14 protein-coding genes are annotated in these 23,135 nt (G+C 70.3%); 10 read left to right on the top strand and 4 right to left on the bottom strand.

Annotation, left to right across the window (positions count from 1 at the left end):
* Positions 1–83: 83 nt before the first annotated feature.
* Complete coding sequence (locus tag NFR93_RS08550; protein WP_251452008.1) at positions 84–1,859, bottom strand: ABC transporter ATP-binding protein; 1,776 nt, start codon at positions 1,857–1,859, stop codon at positions 84–86.
* A 66-nt stretch (positions 1,860–1,925) separates the two neighbouring features.
* Between NFR93_RS08550 and NFR93_RS08545 the strand changes: the two genes are divergently transcribed.
* Positions 1,926–2,609, top strand: a complete 684-nt coding sequence (locus NFR93_RS08545; protein ID WP_251452006.1) for a rhamnogalacturonan acetylesterase — start codon at positions 1,926–1,928, stop codon at positions 2,607–2,609.
* Here the strand turns inward: NFR93_RS08545 and NFR93_RS08540 are convergent, their stop codons facing one another.
* Entirely contained in the window at positions 2,610–3,650 is a 1,041-nt protein-coding gene (locus NFR93_RS08540) for a LacI family DNA-binding transcriptional regulator (RefSeq protein ID WP_251452004.1), read from the bottom strand.
* A gap of 422 nt (positions 3,651–4,072) precedes the next feature.
* Here NFR93_RS08540 and NFR93_RS16060 point away from each other — a divergent pair, with 422 nt between their 5' ends.
* Positions 4,073–10,105: a rhamnogalacturonan lyase family protein gene (locus NFR93_RS16060; protein WP_353049906.1), complete on the top strand. Its 6,033-nt coding sequence runs from the start codon at positions 4,073–4,075 to the stop codon at positions 10,103–10,105.
* A 93-nt stretch (positions 10,106–10,198) separates the two neighbouring features.
* Here the strand turns inward: NFR93_RS16060 and NFR93_RS08525 are convergent, their stop codons facing one another.
* Positions 10,199–12,166: an MGH1-like glycoside hydrolase domain-containing protein gene (locus NFR93_RS08525; protein ID WP_251452001.1), complete on the bottom strand. Its 1,968-nt coding sequence runs from the start codon at positions 12,164–12,166 to the stop codon at positions 10,199–10,201.
* A 73-nt stretch (positions 12,167–12,239) separates the two neighbouring features.
* On the opposite strand from NFR93_RS08525, the gene NFR93_RS08520 reads away from it, so the two are divergent.
* From NFR93_RS08520 to NFR93_RS08505, 4 genes are read left to right on the top strand one after another with little or no spacing between them, the layout of a single operon-like run.
* A complete protein-coding gene (locus NFR93_RS08520) occupies positions 12,240–13,391 on the top strand; it encodes a LacI family DNA-binding transcriptional regulator (protein ID WP_251451998.1) in 1,152 nt (383 codons plus the stop codon).
* On the top strand, positions 13,388–14,629 hold the full coding sequence (locus NFR93_RS08515) for a sugar ABC transporter substrate-binding protein (RefSeq protein ID WP_251451995.1): 1,242 nt from the start codon (positions 13,388–13,390) through the stop codon (positions 14,627–14,629). Before NFR93_RS08520 ends, NFR93_RS08515 begins: the two co-directional genes overlap by 4 nt.
* A gap of 4 nt (positions 14,630–14,633) precedes the next feature.
* Positions 14,634–15,755 (top strand): carbohydrate ABC transporter permease, encoded by a 1,122-nt coding sequence (locus NFR93_RS08510; protein ID WP_251451992.1) that lies wholly within the window; start codon positions 14,634–14,636, stop codon positions 15,753–15,755.
* Entirely contained in the window at positions 15,752–16,651 is a 900-nt protein-coding gene (locus tag NFR93_RS08505; protein ID WP_251451989.1) for a carbohydrate ABC transporter permease, read from the top strand. The genes NFR93_RS08510 and NFR93_RS08505 overlap by 4 nt, the downstream gene beginning before the upstream one ends.
* Positions 16,652–16,658: 7 nt before the next feature.
* Here the strand turns inward: NFR93_RS08505 and NFR93_RS08500 are convergent, their stop codons facing one another.
* Positions 16,659–17,681, bottom strand: a complete 1,023-nt coding sequence (locus NFR93_RS08500) for a LacI family DNA-binding transcriptional regulator (protein ID WP_251451986.1) — start codon at positions 17,679–17,681, stop codon at positions 16,659–16,661.
* A gap of 157 nt (positions 17,682–17,838) precedes the next feature.
* On the opposite strand from NFR93_RS08500, the gene NFR93_RS08495 reads away from it, so the two are divergent.
* Genes NFR93_RS08495 through NFR93_RS08480 form a run of 4 tightly spaced genes read left to right on the top strand, consistent with a single transcriptional unit; the run spans position 17,839 to position 23,120 of the window.
* Complete coding sequence (locus tag NFR93_RS08495; protein ID WP_251452999.1) at positions 17,839–19,896, top strand: beta-galactosidase; 2,058 nt, start codon at positions 17,839–17,841, stop codon at positions 19,894–19,896.
* Positions 19,886–20,812, top strand: coding sequence for a carbohydrate ABC transporter permease (locus tag NFR93_RS08490; RefSeq protein ID WP_251451983.1), 927 nt, complete (start codon positions 19,886–19,888; stop codon positions 20,810–20,812). Before NFR93_RS08495 ends, NFR93_RS08490 begins: the two co-directional genes overlap by 11 nt.
* A 2-nt stretch (positions 20,813–20,814) precedes the next feature.
* On the top strand, positions 20,815–21,732 hold the full coding sequence (locus NFR93_RS08485) for a carbohydrate ABC transporter permease (protein WP_502846279.1): 918 nt from the start codon (positions 20,815–20,817) through the stop codon (positions 21,730–21,732).
* Between the two features lie 47 nt (positions 21,733–21,779).
* Positions 21,780–23,120 carry an ABC transporter substrate-binding protein gene (locus NFR93_RS08480; RefSeq protein WP_251451980.1) on the top strand — a complete coding sequence of 447 codons (1,341 nt, stop codon included), beginning with the start codon at positions 21,780–21,782 and terminating at the stop codon, positions 23,118–23,120.
* Positions 23,121–23,135 lie beyond the last annotated feature (15 nt).

The following is a 23,135-nucleotide window of genomic DNA, read 5'->3' as shown; positions in this document are numbered from 1 at the left end:
TGCCGGCATCCAGCCTACGGGCTCAGGCTGGAAAGCGCTATCCCGCCTGCGGGCTCGTGCCGTGCTGCGTGTAGCGCCCGCGTCTACCGGGGCAGCCCCGCCTGCGTCGCGTGCAGCTGCGCGTAGCGGCCGCGCCGGGCGAGAAGCTCCTCATGGCCGCCCTGCTCGACGATCGAGCCGTGCTCGAGCACCACGATCGTGTCGGCCTGGCGGATCGTGGACAGGCGGTGGGCGACCACCAGCGTCGTGCGCCCGCGCATGAGCCGCGTCAGGGCGTCCTTCACGAGCTCTTCGGACTCCGGGTCGAGGGCGGACGTCGCCTCGTCCAGCAGCAGGATGCGGGGATCCCGCACGAGAGCGCGGGCGATCGCCAGCCGCTGACGCTGGCCGCCCGACAGTCGCGCTCCGCGCTCGCCCACGACGGTGTTCCACCCGTCGGGCAGGCTGTCGACGAACTCCAGGGCGTTGGCGTCCTGGAGCGCGGCGCGCAGCCGCTCGTCCGAGGGGTCGTCGAGGCCGTAGGCGATGTTCTCGCGGATCGTCCCCTCGAACAGCACCGATTCCTGCGGCACGACCGAGACGGAGCGACGGACGGTGCGCAGGTCGAGTTCCTGCATGTCGTCGCCGTCGAGCAGGATGCGGCCGGATGTCGGTCGCACGAACCCCAGCACGAGATTGAGCATCGTCGACTTTCCCGAGCCGGACGACCCCACGAAGGCGACGGTGCGGCCGGGCGGGATGTCGAGGGTGACGTCGCGGACGGCGTCGCGGTCGGCGCCGTCGTAGCGGTGCGTGACCGCCTCGAGCTGCAGATGACCGCCCACGGCGGCCACCTCGCGCTTGCCGGCGTTCTGCTCGAGGTCGGGCTCCTGCAGCACCTCAGAGATCGAGCGCATGGATTCCAGACCGCGGGCGCCGACCGGGATCAGCATGAGCAGCGACGTCAGCCCCTGCGTCAGCAGCGCGAAGTACGTCGACAGCAGCACGACCTCGCCGGGGGTGATCGGAAGGATGCCGGTGAGCGAGAACACGGCGGCGAGCATGAGGCACGTGACGCCGAGCAGCTGCATCGTGACCCACGAGATCGAGGCCACGTGCCCGTTCAGCATGTCGAGGTGAAGACCCGCGCGGCGCACCCCGTCGGCGCCGGTGGCCACACGCGAGACCGCGGTGCTCTCGAGCCCGTGGGCGCGGGTGACCGGGATCAGCGAGGCCATCTCGCCCACTCGCGCGGCGAACCCCTCGACCTCGCGCCGGAAGGTCTCGTTGCGCGCCCGCGACCGGCGGCTGAGCGCCCAGCGCAGCACGAGCGCGATCGGCACGGCGAGGGCGTACACCGGAAGGAACTGCGGCACGGCGATCGCCGTCATCGCGATCGCGCCGATGAGCACCATGATCGACGACAGCAGCGGGTGGGTCACCTGCTGCAGCATGAGCTCGATGTTCTCGACGTCGCGGACGACCTTGGTCTGCACGATCGAGGCGCTCACCCGCGTGTGGTACCCGATCGACAGGCTCTGCAGGCGCGCCGCGAGGGCGTTGCGCAGATCGGCGCCGGTGTCGCGCACCACCGTCATGAAGTTGCGCGTGTAGACGATGTGGTTCGGGTAGTTCTGCAGCAGCAGGATCGCCGCGATCCCGAACCAGATGAGCACGGTCGTCACCGACCCGCCGGTGGCGACGATGTCGATGATCTCGGCGGTCACGACCGGCAGGAACCACAGCGGCACCTCCTTCATCGCGAACGCCAGGATCGCCACCGTCATGCGGCCGGGACGTCGTGCGAGAAGGCGCAGCACGGAGCGTGCGGGACGCGGGCCCTCGATCACGCGTATCGTGCCGGTAAACGCTTTCTGCATGGCTGACATGCTACGACGGGATGCCGCACCCCGCGCCATCCCCCGAGAAGGAACGGGAAGACCACGATGACCTATCACCTGGCGGGCGACTCGACGGTGGCACCGCCCCAGCCGGCGGAGCTGCCGCTCACCGGCTGGGGCTCGTACCTCGCGGATCACGTGGACGCGCCGGTGCGCAACCTCGCCTTCGGCGGGGCGACGACGGCGTCGTTCGTCGAGGCGGGGTCGTGGCCGTCACTGCTGTCCGAGGTCGTCGCCGGAGACACCGTCGTCATCCAGTTCGGCCACAACGACCAGAAGGATCCTGCGCTCGACGCGCGCGGCGGGTACCGCGAGCGGCTCGCCGGGTTCGTCGCGGACGTCCGCGAGCGCGGCGCCCTGCCGGTGCTGTGCACGTCGTGCGAGCGGCGATGGTTCGATCACGACGGCGACCCGGAGCGGGTCGTGCCCACTCATGGCGACTACCCCAACGCGGTGCGGGACCTCGCGCACGAGCTCGACGTGCCCCTCATCGATCTCACCGTATTCACGACGTGGCTGTACGAGGATCTCGGACCCGCGGCATCCCGGGATCTGCTCACGCACTTCGCGCCCGGTGAGCACCCGGCCTGGCCCGACGGCGTCGCCGACGACACCCACTTCCATGAGCGGGGCGCGCGACGCATCGCCGCGTTCGTCGCCCGCTCGCTGCGGGCCATCGAACGCCGCGACGGCGACCGCCCGGCGAAGGGCTCGCAGCTGGTCAGCTGATCAGGCGTGCCCGCCGGTCGAGGCGCGCACGATGAGCTCGGGCTGGTAGACGACGCTTCCGAGCTGTTGGTGGTCGTCGCCGTTCACGCGGGCCAGGAGCATCTCCGCCGCGGTGCGGCCCATCTCTCGCGCGGGCTGACGGACCGAGGTGAGCGGGACGGCGGCGATCGCTGCGAACTCGATGTCGTCGTATCCCACGACCGCGATGTCCTCGGGCACGCGCACGCCGCGCGTGACCAGACCGTGCAGCAGGCCGATCGCGAGATGGTCGTTGGAGGTCACGATGCCGTCGGGTCGGTCGCCGGGGGAGCGGTCGGCGATCTGCTCGCCGAAGGCGCGGCCGAGCTCCGACGTGGTCCGGCGGGTCCAGATCGGCTCGATCGTCGCGCCGGGATGGGCGGCGACCGCCGCGCGGGCGCCGGCGAGCCGCTCCCGCACCTGCCGCACCTCTTCCCGGGCGCCGACGAACGCGAGGCGCCGACGTCCGGTCGACAGCAGATGCTCGGCGGCGAGCCGGCCGCCGGCGACATCGTCGAACGACACCGACGGCGATTGCCCGGTGTCGTCGACGGCGTCGACGAGGACGACGGGGATGCCGCGGCGGCGGAGTCTGTCCAGCCACGGCCGGGTCTGCCCGAACGGGCTGACCAGCGCGCCTTCGACCTGCACGCGCTCGAACAGCTCGAGGTGGTCCCGCTCCTTGCCGGCGTCGTCGCTGCTGTTGCCGACGAGCACCCGCATGCCGGCAGCCGAGGCGGCGTCTTCGGCGCCGGCGACCATCTCGGCGAAGAACGGGTTTGCGATGTTGATGACGGTCATGCCGAGGAGGCCGCTGCGCCCGGCCCGCAGCTGCTGCGCCGCCTGGAGCGGGACGTAGCCGAGCTGGTCCGCAGCCGACCGCACGCGGGTCACGAGCTGCTCGCTGACGGTGCCGGGGCGGTTGAGCGCGTTCGAGACGGTGCTGATCGAGACCCCCGCGTGCTCGGCGACGTCACGGATGCCGACTCGCTTCATCGCCTCGCCCTCGCTTCGTCGCTTCACCCGCTGCGGGTGCCTTCATCGTACGGTGGCCGCCCGCGGCGCACCGCGGAACGGCCGGTGCCGGCGGCCCGGGCCGCCGCCCGCGCGGACGCGGGTCGTCCCCTGCCGGCGAGGTCCGTAATCACGCCGGCGTGGACACAGAAACGTTTCGCGGCTGAGGTTAGGCCACGCGTCCACGCCTGCGCAACCCGGCGGCCGCCGCGGGGAAAACGTTTCGGGAAAGCCCTTGCCAATCCCGACCCGTCCATGCGAGACTTCTGAGCGTTCGCTGGGAATGCGTTTTCCGGCGAGTTGCTCCCACCGGGCCGCCGGCGGGAACGACACCTCAGGGCTCGAGTCCGTACGCGCCCGGTTCACCGCGAGAGACGCCGCACCGCAGCGACGTCGTCGCTCCTTTGCCGATGCAGACACAAGGAGGAACCGTGCCCTATCCGTCCGAGCGGCCGCAAGCCGTCAGACACGAGCACGTGGCGTTCGCGCCGCCCCGCCGCACGACCGTCCAGGGCCGGCGGATCACCGCCGCCGCCACCGCCGCCGCTGTCGTCGGCGCACTGCTGGCCGCCGTGCCCGCCGGTGCGGCCGCCGCTCTCGAGCCCGACGAGAACGGGGCGTACCTGTTCGACTTCGGCACGGGAACGAGCCCGGTCGCCGACGGCTGGAACGAGGTCGACGCGACCACGCTCTACACCGAGGAGGCGGGATACGGCATCGTGGAGGTGACCGGCAGCGCGCTGTTCTCGCGCGACCGCACCGGCAGCAACCCCGATCCCATGCTCGGCGACTTCCTCGCCTCGACGGCATGGAAGTTCGCCGTCGACGTCCCCGCAGACGTCTACGACGTCACCGTCTCGATCGGCGATGCCCTGCCCGGCACGTCGACCACCAACGCCACGGTCGCCCTCGAGGACGGCGACGGCACGCGCTTCACCAGCCCCGGAGGCGGCAACGCCGAGCGCACCTTCCGCGCCGAGGTGACCGACGGGCGTCTCGACATCACCCTGACCGGAACGGGTCTGGGCACCTACATCAACGGCATCGAGGTCGAGCCCGTCGTTCCCGACGCGCCCACCGGAACCACCATCACGAGCGTCGCCTGGAACGGCGTCGCGCTGACGTGGGACCAGGTGGCGGATGCCGCGACCTACACCGTGCTCCGCGCCGACGTCGCCGGCGATTCGGTGGGCGAGTTCGCCCCGATCGCCGCGGACGTCGCGGACGCCGCGTTCACCGACACCACCGTGACGGTCGGCGGCTCGTACGCCTACGCCGTCGTCGCCGTCTCGGCATACGACCGCGCGTCGGCTCAGAGCGCGAGCGTGCTGAGCGGCGAGATCCCCGAACTCGCGCGTCCCGAGGCTCCCTCCGACCTCGCCGTGGCCGCCGTCACGACCGACTCCGTGTCGCTGACGTGGTCGGCGGTCGCGAACGCCGAGTCGTACGCCGTCGCGCGCGCCGCCGTCGGCACCGAGGACTTCGTCCCCCTGGCGACGCTCGACGTGCCCGGCTACACCGACAGCGGTGTCGACACCGACCAGGCGTGGACCTACCGGGTGACGGCGAGCAACGCCGCCGGTTCGGCTGCGGCGACCGTCGACTCGGCCGTCTACGTCGCACCCGACCCGCTGCCCGAGGGCGATACGGTCACGTTCGACTTCGGTCCGGGCGCGGTCACCGACGGCGCGCTGCCGGTGACCGCCGCGACCGGCTACCTCGAGGAATGGGGCTACGGGTTCACGACCGCGCCCGCCGAGGGCGCCGACGTCGACCGCGGCACCGACGACGCGCTCCGCAGCGACTTCGTCGCCGTGGCGGGATCCACCTTCGAGGTCGACCTGGGAGCGGGCGACTACTCGGTCCAGCTCGTCGCGGGTGACGAGATCAGCCCCACCACGACCACGGTCACGGCCGAGTCGATCGCCAAGGTGCAGGCCAACCCGCAGGCTGCGGGCTCGTACCTCGAGATGTCGTTCCCGATCGCGCTGGTGGACGGCCGTCTCACGCTGCAGTTCGGCGGAGACGCGGCATCCCTCAACGCGCTGACGATCACCCGGATGCCGCAGCGGCTGGCCGGAGCGATCCCGACGGTGTACATCTCGGGCGATTCGACGGTGCAGACCTACGACCCGATCGCGTACGCCCCGCAGGCGGGCTGGGGTCAGATGATCGACCGGTTCTTCGCCGACGACATCGCCTTCGCCAACCACGCGATCGGCGGGCGGTCGTCGAAGAACTTCATCACGCAGGGCCGGCTCGACGAGATCCTGCGCGCGATCCGCCCGGGCGACTACCAGTTCATCCAGTTCGGCCACAACGACGCCACTCAGGGGGTCGACGATCGCTACGCCAGCCCGGAGGACTACAAGGAGTACCTGCGGGTCTACGTCGAGGGCACCCGCCAGCGCGGCGGCACCCCTGTGTTGGTCACCCCGGTCTCACGTCGCAGCTTCGACCCCGAGACGGGCCAGTTCAACGTCAGCTTCCCGGAGTACGTGGCGAAGATGACCGAGCTCGCCGTCGAGGAGGACGTCCTCCTGGTCGACCTGTCGGCCTCGTCCCGTGCGTACCTGAACGAGATCGGTCCCGAGGCGGCCAAGGCGGTCTTCCTGCACGTGGATCCGGGCGTGTTCCCGAACCGTCCCGCGGGCACCGTCGACGACACGCACTTCCAGGAGTACGGCGCCATCCAGATGGCCCGCCTCATCGCGCAGGACGTCGCCGACCTGGCCGACCCGCTCGCCGAGGACGTCGTCGACATCGAACCGCCCGCCGAGGTGCCCCCGGCACCCGAGAACCTCGTCGCCGGCGCGATCAGCAACGGCGGCGCCACCCTGCGGTGGGAAGCCGCGCCCACGGCGGACATCTACAAGATCTACCGTCAGGCCGTCGCCGACCCCGACCCCGCCTGGGCGCTCGTGGGCATGGTCACCCAGACGAGCTCCATCGTGCAGGGACTGGCCGAGGGCACCGGTTACCGGTATCAGGTGGTGGCCGTCAACGGCCGGGGCGACTCCGAGCCCAGCAACGTGGTCACCTTCACCACGAAGCAGGCGCTGTACAAGTTCGACCTCCAGCTGACCGGCAACCCGCTGATGCCCGGCTATACCGAGGTCACCGACCAGATGGTGTACTCGGCCGAGCGCGGCTACGGCGTCGACCGCGCCGGATGGGGCGGTCGTGACCGCGGGGATGCCGGGGGAGCGGCCAACGACCTCGTGCGCGACTTCCTGCTGCCGGGCGACGGCGGCACGTTCAGCCTGGATGTGCCCAACGGCACGTACTCGGTGAAGACGTACTCCGGAGACTGGATCGGCAGCAGCCGCACCAGCTTCCGGATCGAGGGCAAGGAGGCGGGCTCCGGCAACGCCGGCCGCGGCAGCGTCAACGAGACCCTCCGCGGACCGTTCCTCGTCACCGACGGGCAGCTCAACGTCGAGGCGTACGGCGCCGCGTCGGGCACACGTTTCAACGGCCTCGAGGTCACGCCGATCCTCCTCGGCCCGACCGGGCTCGAGGCGGTGTCGGTGGACACCGACCCGGCGGCGCCGAGCGTGTCGCTGGCGTGGGATGCCGAACCCGACCTGTCGTGGAACGTCTACCGCCAGTCGCCGTTCGACGCCGACCCGGTGAAGGTCGCATCGACGACCGAGCCGGAGTACGCCGACACCACGGCACGCGTCGGACTCGACTACACCTACTACGTCACCGCGGTCGACCAGACCGACCTCGAGTCGGTGCCGTCGCCCGAGGTGGAGGTGTCGTTCGTCGACCCCGACGTCGAAGCCCCCACCGCACCGACCAACCTGGGCGTGGAGCGCATCGAGGAGCGCGAGATCGAGATCTCGTGGGCGGAGCCGGTCTCGGCCCTGTCCTACCTGGTGTTCCGCTCCGAGGTGGAAGGCGAGCAGGGCGACCTGGTCGGCATCGCCGAGACCAACCGGTTCGTCGACGCCGCCGATGTGCTCACCACGATCCCGTACTACTACACGGTGATCGCGGTGAACGCGGGCGGCACAGGACCGGCATCCGATCAGCTGGCCACCGAGGCGGTCACCGTCCTGCAGCGGCAGGCGGAGTACCTCGACCGCGCGGGTCACGCGATGGCCACCGATGAGGGCAACCTCGTCACCTGGCGACTGCTGGGCACCGACCCGGCATCCGTGGCCTTCCACGTCTACCGCGACGGCGACCGGATCACCGACGAGCCCGTCACGGACTCGACGAACCTGCGGGACGCCGACGGCGATGCGGACTCGACCTACTTCATCACGAAGGTGCTGAACGACGTCGAGACCACCGAGACCGACGCGTTCGGCGTGCAGTCCTCGGCCTACCTGTCGCTTCCGCTGCAGAAGCCCGCGGACGCGTACACGAAGGACGGCCAGCCCTACTCGTACTCGGCGAACGACGTCAGCGTCGGCGACGTGGACGGCGACGGGACGTACGAGTACATCGTGAAGTGGTACCCGTCCAACGCGAAGGACAACTCGCAGGCGGGCTACACCGGCAACGTGTACCTCGACGCGTACCGCCTCGACGGCACGCGGCTGTGGCGGGTCGATCTGGGCGTGAACATCCGCGCCGGAGCGCACTACACGCACCACATGGTGTACGACTTCGACGGCGACGGGTCCAGCGAGATGATCGTGAAGACCGGCGACGGCACGATCGACGGCGTCGGTCAGCCGATCGGCAACGCCAGCGCCGACCACCGCAACAGCTCGGGATACGTCCTCACCGGCCCGGAGTACCTCACCGTCTTCGACGGCGAGACCGGAGCGGCCCTCGACACGATCGACTACACCCCCGCGCGGGGCGACGTCGGCTCGTGGGGCGACACCTACGGCAACCGGGTTGACCGGTTCCTGGCGGGCGTGGCCTACCTCGACGGCGAGAAGCCGAGCGCGATCTTCAGCCGCGGGTACTACACCCGCGCGGTGGTGGCCGCGTACGACTTCGACGGCCGGCAGCTCAGCGAGCGCTGGGTCGCCGACTCGAACGACGAGGGAATGGAGGGGCTGTACGGCGAGGGGTACCACTCGCTGTCGGTCGCGGACGTCGACGGCGACAGCAAGGACGAGGTGGTCTTCGGATCCGCCACGATCGACGACGACGGCGAACTGCTCTACGCCACCGGCCTCGGCCACGGCGACGCGCAGCACGTCTCGGATCTCGATCCGTCCCGCCCGGGCCTGGAGATCTTCTCCGCGCACGAGAACATGACCGCGTCCGGCAACCGCGGCGCCACCATGCGCGACGCGCGCACCGGTGAGATCCTGTGGGACATCCCCGCCGACCGCGACACGGGCCGCGCAGCCGCAGGCGACATCGACCCGCGTCACGACGGCGCCGAGGGATGGGCCGTCGGCGGCGACGCCGCCTGGAACACCCGGGAGGGCTACCTGATGTCGGCCTCGGGCGAGCGGATCGGCAGCAGCATCCCTGCCGCCAACTTCCTCGCCTGGTTCGACGGCGACCCGCTCCGCGAGATCGTCGATCACAGCTTCGACGAGGCCGCCTACCAGGGGTATCCCACGATCTCGAAGTGGAACTGGGAGACCGGGACGGAAGAGGTGATCCTTGCCGACGAGGGAGCGCGCTCCAACAACGGCACGAAGGGCACTCCGAACGTCCAGGGCGACCTCTTCGGCGACTGGCGCGAAGAGATCGCGTGGCGCTCGGCGGATTCGTCGGAGCTGCGGATCTACTCCACCACCGCCGAAACCGGCATCCGGATCCCCACGCTCATGCACGACCTGCAGTACCGGGTCGCCGTGGCGTGGCAGAACACCGGGTACAACCAGCCGCCGCACCCGAGCTTCTTCATCGGGGAGGGGATGGATGCGGCCCCGCTGCCGTCCATCGCCGTCACCGGCGCTCCGGCCGGCGGCTCGGACGACACCGCTCCGGTGATCTCGGGGATGCCCGCCGACGGGACCCTGCTGGCCGACAGCGGGTCGCTCACCGTGGCGGCCGTCGCCGAGGACCCGGAGTCCGGCATCCGCAACCTCGACATCGCGTTCGACGGCGAACCCGTCGCGCCCGGTGACATGATCGACCTGGCCGGACTCGCCGGCACCCACACCTACACGGTGCGGGCGGTCAACCACGACGGTCTCGTCGCCGTCAAGACGGTGCAGTTGCTGGTGTACGAGGACGAGGGTGCCGACCAGGCCCCGGCGCGCGGCGTCCTCACCATCCACGACGGCCGGAAGGACGGGTTCTACACCGTCTCGATGGACGTGCACCGCGGCACCAACGCGTCGGTGTTCCGTCTGTACGAGAACGGCGAGCTCATCTCGACGCAGCTGCTCTCGCCGGACTCGCCGAACGCGCAGGTCGCGACCGTCGAGATCGCCGGACGCGACAACGGCACCTACGTCTACACGGGCGAACTGGTCAACGCCGCGGGAACCTCCGCGACGACCACCGCCCAGGTGAAGGTCAAGGTGAAGTGAGGGGTCCCGTGACATAGGACGTCCCGTGAGACCGTGAGGCCCGGCATCCCCATCGGATGCCGGGCCTCACGCACTCCGTGTGGGACTGCGGCGTCAGCGCTCCGCGCGCGGCAGCCCCGTCACCCGGATGCCCTCGAAGCCGGGCATGGGGGCGGTGCGCACGCCGTCGGCCCCGGGCCGCAGCCCGGTGACCGCGGCGAGCACCTCGACGGCGGCCGCCGCCGACCAGGCCTGCGGGCGGCACGCGGCGGGATAGGGGACAGGTGTCGCGGTGTCGTCCACGCCGTCCCCGGAGTGCAGCTCCGGCATCCGGAACTCGAAGGCTGTCGCCGCCCGCAGCAGGCCCTGCACGAGCGGTGCGGCCGCCGCCGCGCGCCCCGCGCGCACCATGCCGCGGATCACGATCGCCGTGTCGTGGGTCCACACCGATCCGCCGTGGTAGCTCAGCGGCCAGTAGCGCGCGGAGGCGGTCGACATGGTGCGCAGACCGTAGCCGCTGTCCATCGTCGGGTCGGTGAGTCGCGCGACGACCTCGTCCACCTGTGCGTCGTCGAGCAGTCCCGTGCCCAGCAGGTGCCCGATGTTGGACGTGACGGTGTCGACGGGACGCTTGCCGCCGTCGAGGGCGATGGCCGGGTATGCCCCGCGCTCGTCCTGCACCCAGAAGGCCTCGTGGAAGCGTCCGCGCAGAGCCTCCGCCCACGCGCGCCAGGTCTCGGCCTCGGCGGGGTCGTCACCGAACGCGTCGAGCAGCCGCGCGCCGGCCATCGCCGCCTCGTACGCGTACCCCTGCACCTCGGCGAGGGCGACCGGTCCCTCGGCGAGGGTGCCGTCCTTCCACTGGATGGAGTCGCCGGAATCCTTCCACCCCTGGTTGGCCAGGCCCGTGCCGGCGCGGTCGATGTACTCGAGCAGGCCGTCGCCGTCGGCGTCGCCGTGGTCGCGCATCCACGCCAGGGTGCCGCGGAGGGTCGGCACCAGCGCGCGCACGTCGTCGTCGGCCAGGCCCCACTCCCACGCGTCGTGCAGCAGCAGGATCCACAGCGGCGTCGCGTCGACGGTCCCGTAGTACAGCGGGGGCAGCTCGGCCCCGTCCTCGTCGAGCGAGACGCCCGCGCGGCGCAGTTCGTGCATGATCTTGCCCGGCTCCTGCGCGGTCAGGTCGTCCATGCGTGTGCCCTGCAGGCCCGCGAGAACCCGCAGCGTGTCGCGCGCGAGATCGGTGCCCAGCGGCAGCAGGAAGCGGGCCGTCCAGAGCGAATCGCGACCGAACAGCGTGAAGAACCAGGGTGCGCCCGCGGCGATGAACTGCTCGGCGCCCCCCTGCGCCGTCATGCGCAGTGCATCGAGGTCGTCGAGCGCGCGCGAGACCCAGCGGGCGAGTCGGTCGTCGGGACCGTCGACGACCGGGAGAGCCCAGGGGGCGACTCCCGTCGCGGGACCGACGACGGGAGCGCGATCGACCACGTCGAGCCGCCAGCCCAGCGTGATCGACGCGTCCGCGGGGACGGCGACGTCGGCGCGCAGGACGATGTCGCCGCCGTCGAGCGCGATCTCGAGCCCCGTCGCCGACAGCGCGGCGTCGAGGTCGGGGGACGACCACGTCGCTGCGTCGCCGTCCATGCGAGCGGATGCCGCAACCCCGCGCCGGCCGAGCTTGACCACGTCCATGGGTGTCTGCTCGGGGGTGATCCGCACCGCCACCGTCGTGGTGAGGGTGATGGGGCGGCGGTTGTCGAGGACGAGGCTCTCGCTCCATCCCGTGCCGTCGACCTCGCGATGCACCACCAGGCGCACGCCGGGGTCGGGGGTGGCGTCGTCGAGCTCTCGCAGCAGGTGGTCGAAGCGCGCGCGATCGCTGCCGGGCAGACCGGTGGCGATGTGCTCGGGGGTGCGTCCGCCGACCTCGATGCGGGCCGCGCGGACCAGGCGGCAGTCACCGGCGTAGACGCCGTCGATGGCGCCGTCGCCGAGGGTGCCGGTGCGATCCGACCAGACCTGGACAGGGGCGCGCAGCACGACGACCGCGTCGTGCAGCAGGGGTTGGAGCGGGGTGGTCACGGTTCTCGCCTTCCGGATTCCACGGCTGCGGTCTTGACAGCCACGAGGATGTGTGGGCACTATTACCTCAGATTTGATCGATCAAATCAAGATCTTCCTGGATCAGCCGAACCCGTCGCCGCAGACGGGCAACGAGGAGTCGACGATGAGCCGGATGCCGACGGTCGAAGACGTGGCGCGTCTCGCCGGCGTCTCGCGTCAGACTGTCTCGAACGTGCTCAACACGCCGGCCATCGTGCGCGAGGCCACGAGGCACCGCGTCGAGGTCGCGATCCGCGACCTGGGCTACCGGCCCCACGCCTCGGCGCGGCGGCTGCGTACGCGCAAGGCGGGCACGATCGGCATGCGCATCGACCCGTGGCGCGACGGCATCTCGGGCGCGGTGCTCGACCGCCTGCTCCACAAGCTCACCGAGCGTGCCGAGAGCCGCGGGATGCGCGTGATGGTCTTCTCCGCCGAGGATCACGCTCACGAGGTCGAGGTGATCCGGCGCCTGCGCGAAGGCTCCGATGTCGACGCCTTCATGCTCACCGCCACCACGCACGACGATCCCCGCATCGGCGCCCTGTCGCAGATGGGAGTGCCGTTCGTGGCGTTCGGGCGTCCATGGGGCGCCGCGGCCGGGCGCACGCCGCATCGCTGGATCGACGTCGACGGGCGCAGCGGAGTCGCCGAGGCGGTGCGGCGGCTGCGCGAGGGGGGTGCGCGGCGCATCGCGTGGATCGGCTGGCCGCAGGGATCAGGGACGGGCGACGAGCGCGCGGCCGGCTGGCGCTCCGCCAGCGGACTGGATGATCGCGAGGCGCAGCTGCTCTCGCGCTCCGCCGAGGACGGGGTCGCCGCGGGCACGCGCTGCGCCGCCGAGCTGCTCCGCCTGGCGGATCCGCCCGACGCGATCGTGTGCGCCAGCGACTCGCTCGCCCTCGGGGCGCTGATCGCGGTGCAGGGCACCGCACGGCCCGAGACCTGCGTGGTCGGTTTCGACGACACGCCCGTCGCCGCCGCAGTGGGCCTGTCGAGCATCGAGCAGCCGCTGGACGGCGTGGTCGCCGCGGCACTGGAACTTCTGTTCGGGCCCGAGGGAGACGACGTGCTCCCGAACCCGGACAGCAACGAGGAGCCGACGCATCGGCTCCTCGTGCCCCAACTCGTCGAACGGACGCCGGGACAGCTGACGTTCGACGCGACACCGGCGGTGGACGCCGGCAATCACATGAAGGGATGAACATCGTGAGGACATCACAATGGATCGCGGTCGTTGCAGCGACCGGTCTCGCGGTCACTCTATCGGCTTGCTCCGGCGGCGGAGGAGACGGCGGCGGCGGCGAGACGTCCGGTCAGGAGCTGACCATGCTCATCGGGTCGTCCGGCGACGCTGAGACGACGGCCGTGCAGACCGCGGTGGACGCGTGGGGTGAAGAGACGGGGAACACCGTCGAGGTCATCGCCGCCAATGACCTGGTGCAGCAGCTGGGACAGGGATTCTCGGGCAACAACCCGCCCGACATCTTCTACATGCCGTGGGATCAGTTCCAGACCTATGCCGCCCAGGGCTTCATCGAGCCGTACGCCGGGGACCTCGCCAACACCGGCGAGTTCCTCCCCGCGCTGCAGGAGCAGTTCAGCTACGACGGCTCCTTCTACTGCGCGCCGAAGGACTTCTCGACCCTCGGTCTGCAGATCGACACGCAGGCGTGGGAGGCCGCCGGGCTCACCGACGCCGACGTCCCCACCGATTGGGACTCGCTCGCGGCGGCAGCAGAGGCGCTCACCGACGACGACACCGTCGGGCTGTCCTTCGGGCGGGAGTACGCCCGGCTCGGCGTCTTCATGGCGCAGGCCGGCGGCTCGCTCGTGGACGGCGACCAGGCCGTGGCCGATTCGCCCGAGAACGCCGAGGCCCTGGAGTTCGTGCAGGGCATGATCGACGCGGGCACCCTGAAGTTCCCGCAGGACCTCGAGGCCGGCTGGGCGGGCGAGGCCTTCGGCCTCGGCAAGGCGGCGATGGTCATCGAGGGACCGTGGATCAACGGCGCGCTCGAGAACGACTACCCCGACCGCGAGTACATCACGGTCGAGCTGCCGGCGGGCCCCGCGGGCGAGGCGACCTTCGCCTTCAGCAACTGCTGGGGGATGCCGGTCGGATCCGAGACGCGGGACGCCACGATCGACCTGATCGAGTTCCTCACCTCGGACGAGCAGCAGATCGCGTTCGCCGAGGCGTTCGGGGTCATCCCGTCCACCGAGTCGGGATCGGCCGCCTACGCCGAGCAGTTCCCCGACAACGCCGCGTTCGTCGCGGGTGTGGAGTACGCGCAGAGCCCGGTGGCCATCGAGGGCGGCGCGCCCGCGATCACCGACTTCAACGCATCGCTCGAGACCTCGGGACTGTCCGACCCCTCCGCCGTGCTCGGCCCGCTGCAGCAGAACCTGCAGGCCGCGCTCGACGAGGCGGGCGATTGAGCCGATGAGTACGGCACTGTCCAGGCCTCGCCGTGGCGGCATCCGTCGCGGCGAGGCCCGGGCGGGCTGGCTCTTCGTCCTGCCCGCCGTCCTCATCACCAGCGTCTTCCTGGTCGTCCCGATCGGGCTGGCGCTGTGGGTGAGCGTGAGCGATTGGAACGGATTCCAGTCGCCCCTGAACCCGCGCGTGAACTTCGTCGGGCTCGACAACTACGCCGCGATCACGACCGAGCCGGGGCTCGACCAGAGCTCGTTCGGCACGGCCGTGCGCAACAACCTCTACTACGTGATCTTCGTGGTGCCGCTGCAGACGGCGATCGCGCTGCTGCTGGCCGTGCAGGTCAACCGCGCGGTGCTGCGCGGACGCGGGTTCTTCCGCACGGCGTTCTACTTCCCGTCGGTGACCTCGACGGTGGCGATCGTGATCGTCTTCCAGTTCCTGTTCACCGCGTCCGGCGCGGTCAACGCGGTGCTGGGCTTCTTCGGCATCAACGGGCCCAACTGGTTCAACGATCCGCGCGGCGTCTTCCATATCGCGGCGGGCGCGCTCGGGATCGGCGCCCCGGCGGGGATGACCGATCCGGCGCTCCTCGGCGTCAGCTGGTGGGACTGGCTCGCCGGGCCGTCGGTGGCGATGACGTCGCTGATCACGCTGGCCGTGTTCACCACGTCGGGCACGTTCATGCTGCTCTTCCTCGCGGCCCTGCAGAACATCGGCGCCGAGATCGACGAAGCCGCGCTCATGGACGGGGCGGGTGCGACGCGCAAGTTCTTCTCGATCACCCTGCCGATGCTCCGCCCGACGCTGTTCACGGTCCTGACCCTCGGACTCATCGGATCGTGGCAGGTGTTCGACCAGATCTACGTCCTCGGCGGCTCGAGCGCGGGCGGCACGATCGCGACCCCGGCCTTCCTGGCGTACTCGACGTCGTTCAACGAGCTGCAGTGGGGACAGGGCGCGGCGATCGCCTTCATCCTGTTCGCGTTCATCATCCTGCTGACCCTGTTGCAGCGCTGGGCTCTCAAGGAGCGCGAGCCGCGCGCTTTCAAGGCACCCTCCACCAAGGGTGACGCTGAGAAGCCCTTCGTCGCGGCCTCGGCCACGACGAAGGGAGGCGCGTCATGAGCGTCGACGTCAGGGCTCCCCGAGCCGAGGCGCAGGCCGCGATCCCGCGGCGACGCCGCCGTGCGCCGCTGAAGGTCAGGAGCGGGCTGTGGCTGAGCTACCTCATCCTCATCGGCCTCGCCCTGATCTACATCTACCCGTTCATCGTCTCGATCTCGGCATCGTTGAAGACCGACGCCGAAGCGACACGGAACCCCCTCGGGCTCGTCCCCGAGACGGTCACGTTCGCCGCATACGAACGCCTGTTCACCGACGTGCCGTTCACGATGTGGGCGGGCAACACCCTGCTCATCACGGTGTGCGTGACGATCGGCCGCGTGCTGTTCGACTCGATGGCCGGCTACGCGCTGTCCCGCCTCCAGTTCCGCGGGCGCACCGTCGTCTTCGTGGCGTTCATCGGCGTGCTGGCCGTCCCCGGTGTCGTGCTCCTCATCCCGCGGTTCCTCATCCTGCAGCAGCTCGGGATGTACGACTCGTACGCGGGCATGATCGTGCCGCTGCTGTCGACGGCGGCAGGGGTGTTCATCATGAAGCAGTTCTTCGATTCGCTGCCCGGCAGCGTCGAGGAGGCGGCGCGGATCGACGGCGCGGGCACGTTCCGGACCTTCTGGAGCGTCGTGCTCCCGATGGCCCGGCCGGCGCTCGTGACGATCTTCATCCTGAGCTTCCAGGGGTCGTGGAACGAGCTCGGCCACTTCATCGTGTCGCGGCAGAGCCCCGAGCTCAACACGCTGACGACGGGTGTGGCATCGCTCGTGTCGGGTCAGCTGGGCTCGGGCAACCAGTTCCCGTTGCAGCTGGCGGCCGCCGTGCTCATGACGATCCCCGTCGCCGTGCTGTTCTTCATCTTCCAGCGGAGGATCATGAACACCACGGCCGGAGCGGAGAAGGGCTGACGGCCGGTCAGGCGGAGTCGCGCCAGACGATCTCGCATGCGAGCTCGACCGTCTCGGGCGCGGCGTCCGCCTGCACCCGGTCGAGGACGAGCTGCGCCGCCCGCGCTCCCAGCAGGCGCGCGGGCTGGCGCACTGTGGACAGCTCCGGCACCGTGCGCCGTGCCCACGTGCTGTCGTCGAACCCCACGACCGACACGTCCTCGGGCACACGGCGCCCGGCCGCACGCAGCGATTCCAGCGCGCCGGCGGCGACGGCATCCGAGGCGGCGAAGAGCCCGTCGAGGTCCGGCGCGCGCTCGAGAAGAAGCCGCGTGGCGTCGCGACCCGCCGAGTAGGAGTACAGCGGGATGGGCTCGATGAGGTCGGGGTCGAACAGGGCGCCGGCCGCGTCGCGGAAACCCGCGAGCCGGTCGGCCCCGGAGTCGCGGTCCAGCGCTGCGGCGATCATGCCGATTCGGCGGCGCCCGACGGCGACGAGCCGCTCGGTGATCGCCTGGGCGGCGCTGCGGTTGTCGATGACGACGAAGGATGCCGAGGCCGGCGCTCCTGCAGGATGCCCGACGTACGCGGCGGGCAGCTCGAGCCGGTCGATGACGCGCGAGATCGGGTCGGCGGCGCGGGCCGACACCACCACGACCCCCTCGACGAACCCGCCGGAGAGATAGCGGGCGACGCGGTCGGTGTCGCGCTCGGAGTCGACGATGAGGACGGCCATCTGATGATCTGCGGCGGAGAGGGTCTCGTTCGCACCGAGGAGGATCTCGCCGATGTTCGGATCCTCGATGAACAGCGAGCTCGGCTCGTGGACGATGAGGCCGACCGATTGGCTGCGCTGCATGACCAGGTTCCGGGCGGCCGTGTTCGGCACGTAGCCGACCTCGCGGATGGCCTGCTCGATCGCCTCCCGCGCGGCGGAGGAGACATAGCGCTCGCCGTTGATGTAGCGGCTCACCGTGCCGCGGGACACCCCTGCGACGCTCGCGACATCGTGGACGGTCGCGCGCTTCTTCCGCTTGGGCGGTGTGTGCACGCACCCACCATATCGGCCGAGTCGTTGACAGATCGGCATGGACGTGCCACTCTGTGTACGTTCACAGAAAGTTCGAGCCCATCTCGTGGGCTCAGAACTGTGCACGTGCACACAGCAACTGATCACCGCCGATCGAAGGAGAATCGTGAGCCGACCGATGACGCAGGCGTTCGCGGCCCCGGCCGTTGCCCGCGACACCGCCTCCGCCCGCTTCGTGCATCGCGGCCTGGCCTTCGGATGCGACTACAACCCCGAGCAGTGGTCGCCTGAGACCTGGCGCGAAGACGTCGCGCTCATGCGCGAGATCGGCGTGGACCTCGTCGCGATCAACATCTTCGGCTGGGCCGATGTGCAGCGTCCCGACGGCGGATTCCGCTTCGACGCGCTCGATGAGGTCATCGGCCTGCTGCACGACGCGGGGATCCGCATCAACCTCGGCACCGGCACGTCCTCGCCCCCTCCGTGGCTCACCACGCGGCACCCCGAGATCCTGCCGGTCGTCGCCGACGGCACGACCCGGTACCCCGGCGGCAGGCAGGCCTGGTGCCCGAGTTCTCCGGTCTTCCGCGAGGCCGCACTCGACCTCGTCGCGGCGGTCGCCGAGCGCTACGGGCATCACCCGGCCGTGGCGCTGTGGCACGTGTCGAACGAGCTGGGCTGCCACAACGCCCACTGCCACTGCGGGGTCTCGACGCAGGCCTTCCGCGTGTGGCTCGCCGAGCGCTATGGCGACATCGATGCGCTCAACGCCGCGTGGGGTACGAGCTTCTGGAGTCAGCGTTACACGGACTGGTCCGAGATCCTCACCCCGCGCGCGACGCTCTCGACCGTCAACCCGGGGCAGACGCTCGACTACCGCCGGTTCTCCTCGGATGCGCTCCTGGACCACTACCGCGCCGAGGCGGCGGTGATCCGCCGCCACAGCGCCGTCCCGATCACGACCAACTTCATGGTGACCGCCCACATCCGCGACCTCGACTACTGGTCGTGGGCACCGGCGATGGACGTCGTCGCCAACGACCACTACCTCGATGCGCGGCTGGCGGATCCCACGGCCGAGCTGTCGTTCGCCGCGGATCTCACCCGCGGACTCGCCGGCGGCTCGCCGTGGCTGCTGATGGAGCATTCCACCGGCGCGGTGAACTGGCAGCCGGTCAATCTCGCGAAGGCTCCGGGCGAGATGCTGCGCAACACCCTCACGCACGTCGCGCGCGGAGCGGACGGGGTGTCGTTCTTCCAATGGCGTGCGTCGCTGCAGGGGGCGGAGAAGTTCCACTCCGCGCTCGTTCCCCACGCCGGCACCGACAGCGGTGCCTGGCGCGAGGTGCAGGAGCTCGGCCGGATCGTCCACGCCCTCGACGGCGTCCAGGGCAGCACCGTCACCGCCGAGGTCGCCGTGCTGTTCAGCTGGGAGGCGTGGTGGGCCTTCGACGCGGAGAACCGCCCGTCCACCGCGGTGGACTATCTCACCCAGGTGCACGCGGCCCACGGTGCGCTCCGCGATGCCGGCATCACCGCGGACGTGGTGCGACCGGGGGCGGATCTGTCGGGCTACCGCCTCGTGGTGGTGCCGGGGCTCCACCTCGTCGACGACACCGCCGCGAGCGCCCTCGACGACGCCGTCCGCACCGGCGCACACACGCTCGTCACCTTCTACAGCGGCATCGTCGACGAGCACGACCGGGTGCGGCCCGGCGGATATCCCGGTGCCTGGCGCGAGCTGCTCGGGATCCGCGTCGAGGAGTTCGCCCCGCTCGCGGCGGACGAGGTCGTCACGCTGCAGTCGGGCACGGGGGCGTCCCTGTGGACCGAGCGGGTGACGGCCCACGACGCCGACGTCCTCGACCGGTTCGCCGGCGGCGTCGTCGGGACCGGCCCCGCGCTCACGCGGCGTCGCGGTGACGACGGATCCGGCGACGCGTGGTACCTGGCCACCCTTCCCGACCGTGCCGGCTACCGCGCGCTCATCGATCGGATCGCCACCGCCGCCGGGGTGACGCCGGAGCCCGGCGCCGGGCCCCAGGTGGAGATCGTGCGACGTCGCAGCGCCGACGCCCGCACCACCTGGCGTTTCGTCATCAACCACGCGGCCGAGCCGGTCGTCATCTCCGGCGACGGTCGGGAGCTCGTGACGGGAGCGGTGGTCGAGCGATCGCTCACCGTGCCCGCCGGAGCGGTCCGTGTGCTCAGAGAGGAGTCCACCCATGGCAACTGAGGCCATCGTGACCGCGGGACCCCGCGGCACCCGCGAGAAGCCGCGGCGCAGACCCACGCCCCACGCCGGGGCGATCGCGGTGTTCGTCGCCCCCTTCGCCGCCCTCTTCGTGGCGTTCTACCTGGTGCCCATCGGCTACGCCATCTGGAAGTCGATGCTCGTCGTCGAGCGCGAGGGCACCTTCGGTGAGGCCCGTGAGGTCTTCGGCGGTCTGACGCAGTACATCCGCGTCTTCGAGAACGACGTCTTCTGGGAGTCCGTCGGCCGCGTGCTGCTGTTCGGCGTCGTGCAGGTCCCGGTGATGCTGGCCCTGGCGCTGTTGTTCGCCCTGCTGCTGGACTCGCCCCTCCTGCGCGGCAAGAAGTTCTTCCGCCTGGCCTTCTTCGTCCCGTACGCCGTCCCGGGCGTGATCGCCGCGATCATGTGGGGGTTCCTCTACAGCCCGCGGCTGTCGCCCTTCACCGCGGTCACCCAGCAGGTCGACCTCCTGTCGGCGGACTTCGTGCTGTGGTCGATCGCCAACGTCGTCACGTGGGTGTTCGTCGGCTACAACATGCTCATCATCTACTCCACCCTGCTGGCCATCCCGGGTGAGCTGTACGAGGCGGCCCGGCTGGACGGGGCGGGGCAGTTGCGCATCGCCTGGTCGATCAAGATCCCCCTCGTCCGTCCGTCGCTCGTGCTGACGGCGGTGCTGTCGATCATCGGAACCCTGCAGCTGCTGGCCGAGCCGCAGACCTTCCGCGCCTTCAGCGGCGCGGTCACGAGCACCTACACGCCGAACATGACCATCTACGCCACCAGCTCGATCCCGAACGTGCCGCTGGCGGCGGCGATGTCGGTGGTCCTCGCGCTGGCGACGTTCGTGCTGTCCTTCACATTCCTGCGGATCACCCGACGGAAGGCCCAATCGTGAGCATCCTGACCAGCCCCGACGCCGACACCCGCGCCGTCGTGACGGGCCGCGGCCGTGGCCGTGGCGACCGGGCACGAGGACCCCGCGAGGGCGTCGTGCCCCGCACCGCCGCATTCCTGGTGATGACGGTCTTCACGCTGTACTTCCTCACGCCGATCTGGTGGCTCCTGGTCGCCTCGACGAAGTCGCGAGGCGACCTCTTCTCGACCAACCCGCTCTGGTTCGCAGAGTTCAACCTGTTCGAGAACCTGGCAGGCCTGTTCAGCTATCGCGACGGCGTCTACGTCCGGTGGCTGATCAACAGCGCCGGGTACGCCGGACTCGGCGCGGTCGTCGCCACCGTCCTCGCCGGAATGTGCGGGTACGCCCTGGCGAAGTACCGCTTCCGCGGACGCGAGGCGATCTTCAACGTGGTCCTCGGCGGCGTGCTGGTGCCGGCGACCGCGCTGGCGCTGCCCCTGTTCCTGCTGTTCAGCCAGGTCGAGCTCACCAACACGTTCTGGTCGGTGTTCCTGCCCAGCGTCGTGAGCCCGTTCGGGGTCTACCTCGCGCGCGTGTTCGCCGAAGCGTCCGTGCCCGAAGAGCTGCTCGAGGCCAGCCGCCTGGACGGGGCGGGCGAGGTGCGCACCTTCTTCACGGTGTCGATCCGGCTGATGTTCCCCGCCCTCATCACCGTGTTCCTGTTCCAGTTCGTCTCGATCTGGAACAACTTCTTCCTGCCGCTCATCATGCTGCGCAGTGAAGAGCTGTTCCCGGTGACCTACGGCCTGTACGCCTGGAACTCCACCATCAACCAGTTCCCCGAACTGCGCACCTACGTGCTGATCGGGTCGCTGATCTCGATCATCCCGCTGATCATCACGTTCCTGCTCCTGCAGCGGTACTGGCGCACGGGCCTCGGCTCCGGCGCGCTCAAATGACTCCGCCCGCACCCGCGGACGGTCCACCCCCCACCAAGGAAGAGAACATGCGAAAGAACACCAGAGCGGTCACTGCAGCCCTGCTCGCCACCGCAGCCCTCACCGTCGCCGGCTGCGCCGCCGGAGGCAACGGCGGCGACGGCGGCGGAAGCGCCGACGCGGCATCCTGCGAGCCGTCCGGCGAGGACGTCACGCTCACCTTCACCTCGTGGATCCCCGGCATCGAGGACGCCGTGGCCATGTGGAACGAAGAGAACCCCGACATCCAGGTCGAGGTGCAGACGGGTCCGTCGGGCAACGCCGGCACGTACCAGAACTTCTTCAACCAGCTCGAGGCGGGCAACGCTCCCGACCTCGGTCAGATCGAGTACGACGCCCTGCCGAACTTCCGTGTGCAGGACGGGCTGGAGAACCTGGCGGCGTGCGAGGACGTGCTCGCCGCCCAGGACCAGTTCCTCGACTGGACGTGGGGTCAGGTCACCCTCGGCACCGAGGACGAGGTCTACGGGGTTCCCCAGGATCAGGGTCCCATGGGCCTGTTCTACCGTTCCGACCTCTTCGAGGAGAACGGCATCGAGGTGCCGACGACGTGGGAGGAGTACCGCACCGCGGCGGAGGAGATCCGCGAGCTGGGCGGCTACATCACCAACTTCTCGCAGACCGACATCAACCAGTTCGCCGGTTTCGTCTGGCAGGCCGGCGGCCAGTGGTTCGCCAACGACGGGGACCAGTGGACGGTCGACCTGACCTCGGACGCGTCGATGGAGGTCGCCGAGTACTGGCAGGGCCTCATCGAGGATGACCTGGTCGCGACGTACCCCGCATGGACCGATGAGTGGAACAACGCCTACAACTCCGGTGAGGTCTGGACCTGGAACTCCGCCGTGTGGGGTGCGAACTCGATCCTGAGCGGTGCTCCCGACACGTCGGGCAACTGGTCGGTGGCGCTCGCCCCGCAGTGGGAGGCCGGCGGCAACGCGGCCGGCAACTGGGGCGGCTCGTCGATCGCGGTCTTCAAGGGCACCGATCACCTCTACGAGGCGGCGAAGTTCGCCCTGTGGCTCAACACGTCCGAAGAGGCGCTCACGTCGCTGAACACCACCGCCCAGATCTACCCCGCCACCGAGGCGGGACTGGAGCTGCCGGTGCTGAAGGAGGGCGTCGAGTTCTACGGCGGCCAGGCCATCTACGACGTCTTCGCCGAGGCGGCGACCCAGGTCAGCCCCGACTTCGTGTGGGGTCCGACCATGACGCAGACCTACGCCGACGTCTCGGACGGCTTCAAGGCCGCGGTCTCGGGCAGCAGCACGATCCCCGAGGCGCTCGAGTCGGGTGAGCAGTCCACCATCGAGGCGTTCCAGGCGGCATCCATCCCCGTCGCCGAGTAACGCTCCGGCCGATCG

This window comes from Microbacterium sp. Marseille-Q6648, assembly GCF_943181415.1.
In the GTDB taxonomy this organism is placed as follows: Bacteria; Actinomycetota; Actinomycetes; order Actinomycetales; family Microbacteriaceae; genus Microbacterium.
This window is presented reverse-complemented; position numbering and strand designations above follow the sequence as displayed.

Excerpts from the sequence above, each read along its gene's own strand:
- NFR93_RS08505 (WP_251451989.1), top strand. The coding sequence starts at position 15,752 with ATGAGCGTCGACGTCAGGGCTCCCCGAGCCGAGGCGCAGGCCGCGATC.
- NFR93_RS08545 (WP_251452006.1), top strand. The coding sequence starts at position 1,926 with ATGACCTATCACCTGGCGGGCGACTCGACGGTGGCACCGCCCCAGCCG.
- NFR93_RS08495 (WP_251452999.1), top strand. The coding sequence starts at position 17,839 with ATGACGCAGGCGTTCGCGGCCCCGGCCGTTGCCCGCGACACCGCCTCC.
- NFR93_RS08550 (WP_251452008.1), bottom strand. The coding sequence starts at position 1,859 with ATGCAGAAAGCGTTTACCGGCACGATACGCGTGATCGAGGGCCCGCGT.
- NFR93_RS08510 (WP_251451992.1), top strand. The coding sequence starts at position 14,634 with ATGAGTACGGCACTGTCCAGGCCTCGCCGTGGCGGCATCCGTCGCGGC.
- NFR93_RS08480 (WP_251451980.1), top strand. The coding sequence starts at position 21,780 with ATGCGAAAGAACACCAGAGCGGTCACTGCAGCCCTGCTCGCCACCGCA.
- NFR93_RS08490 (WP_251451983.1), top strand. The coding sequence starts at position 19,886 with ATGGCAACTGAGGCCATCGTGACCGCGGGACCCCGCGGCACCCGCGAG.
- NFR93_RS08515 (WP_251451995.1), top strand. The coding sequence starts at position 13,388 with ATGAACATCGTGAGGACATCACAATGGATCGCGGTCGTTGCAGCGACC.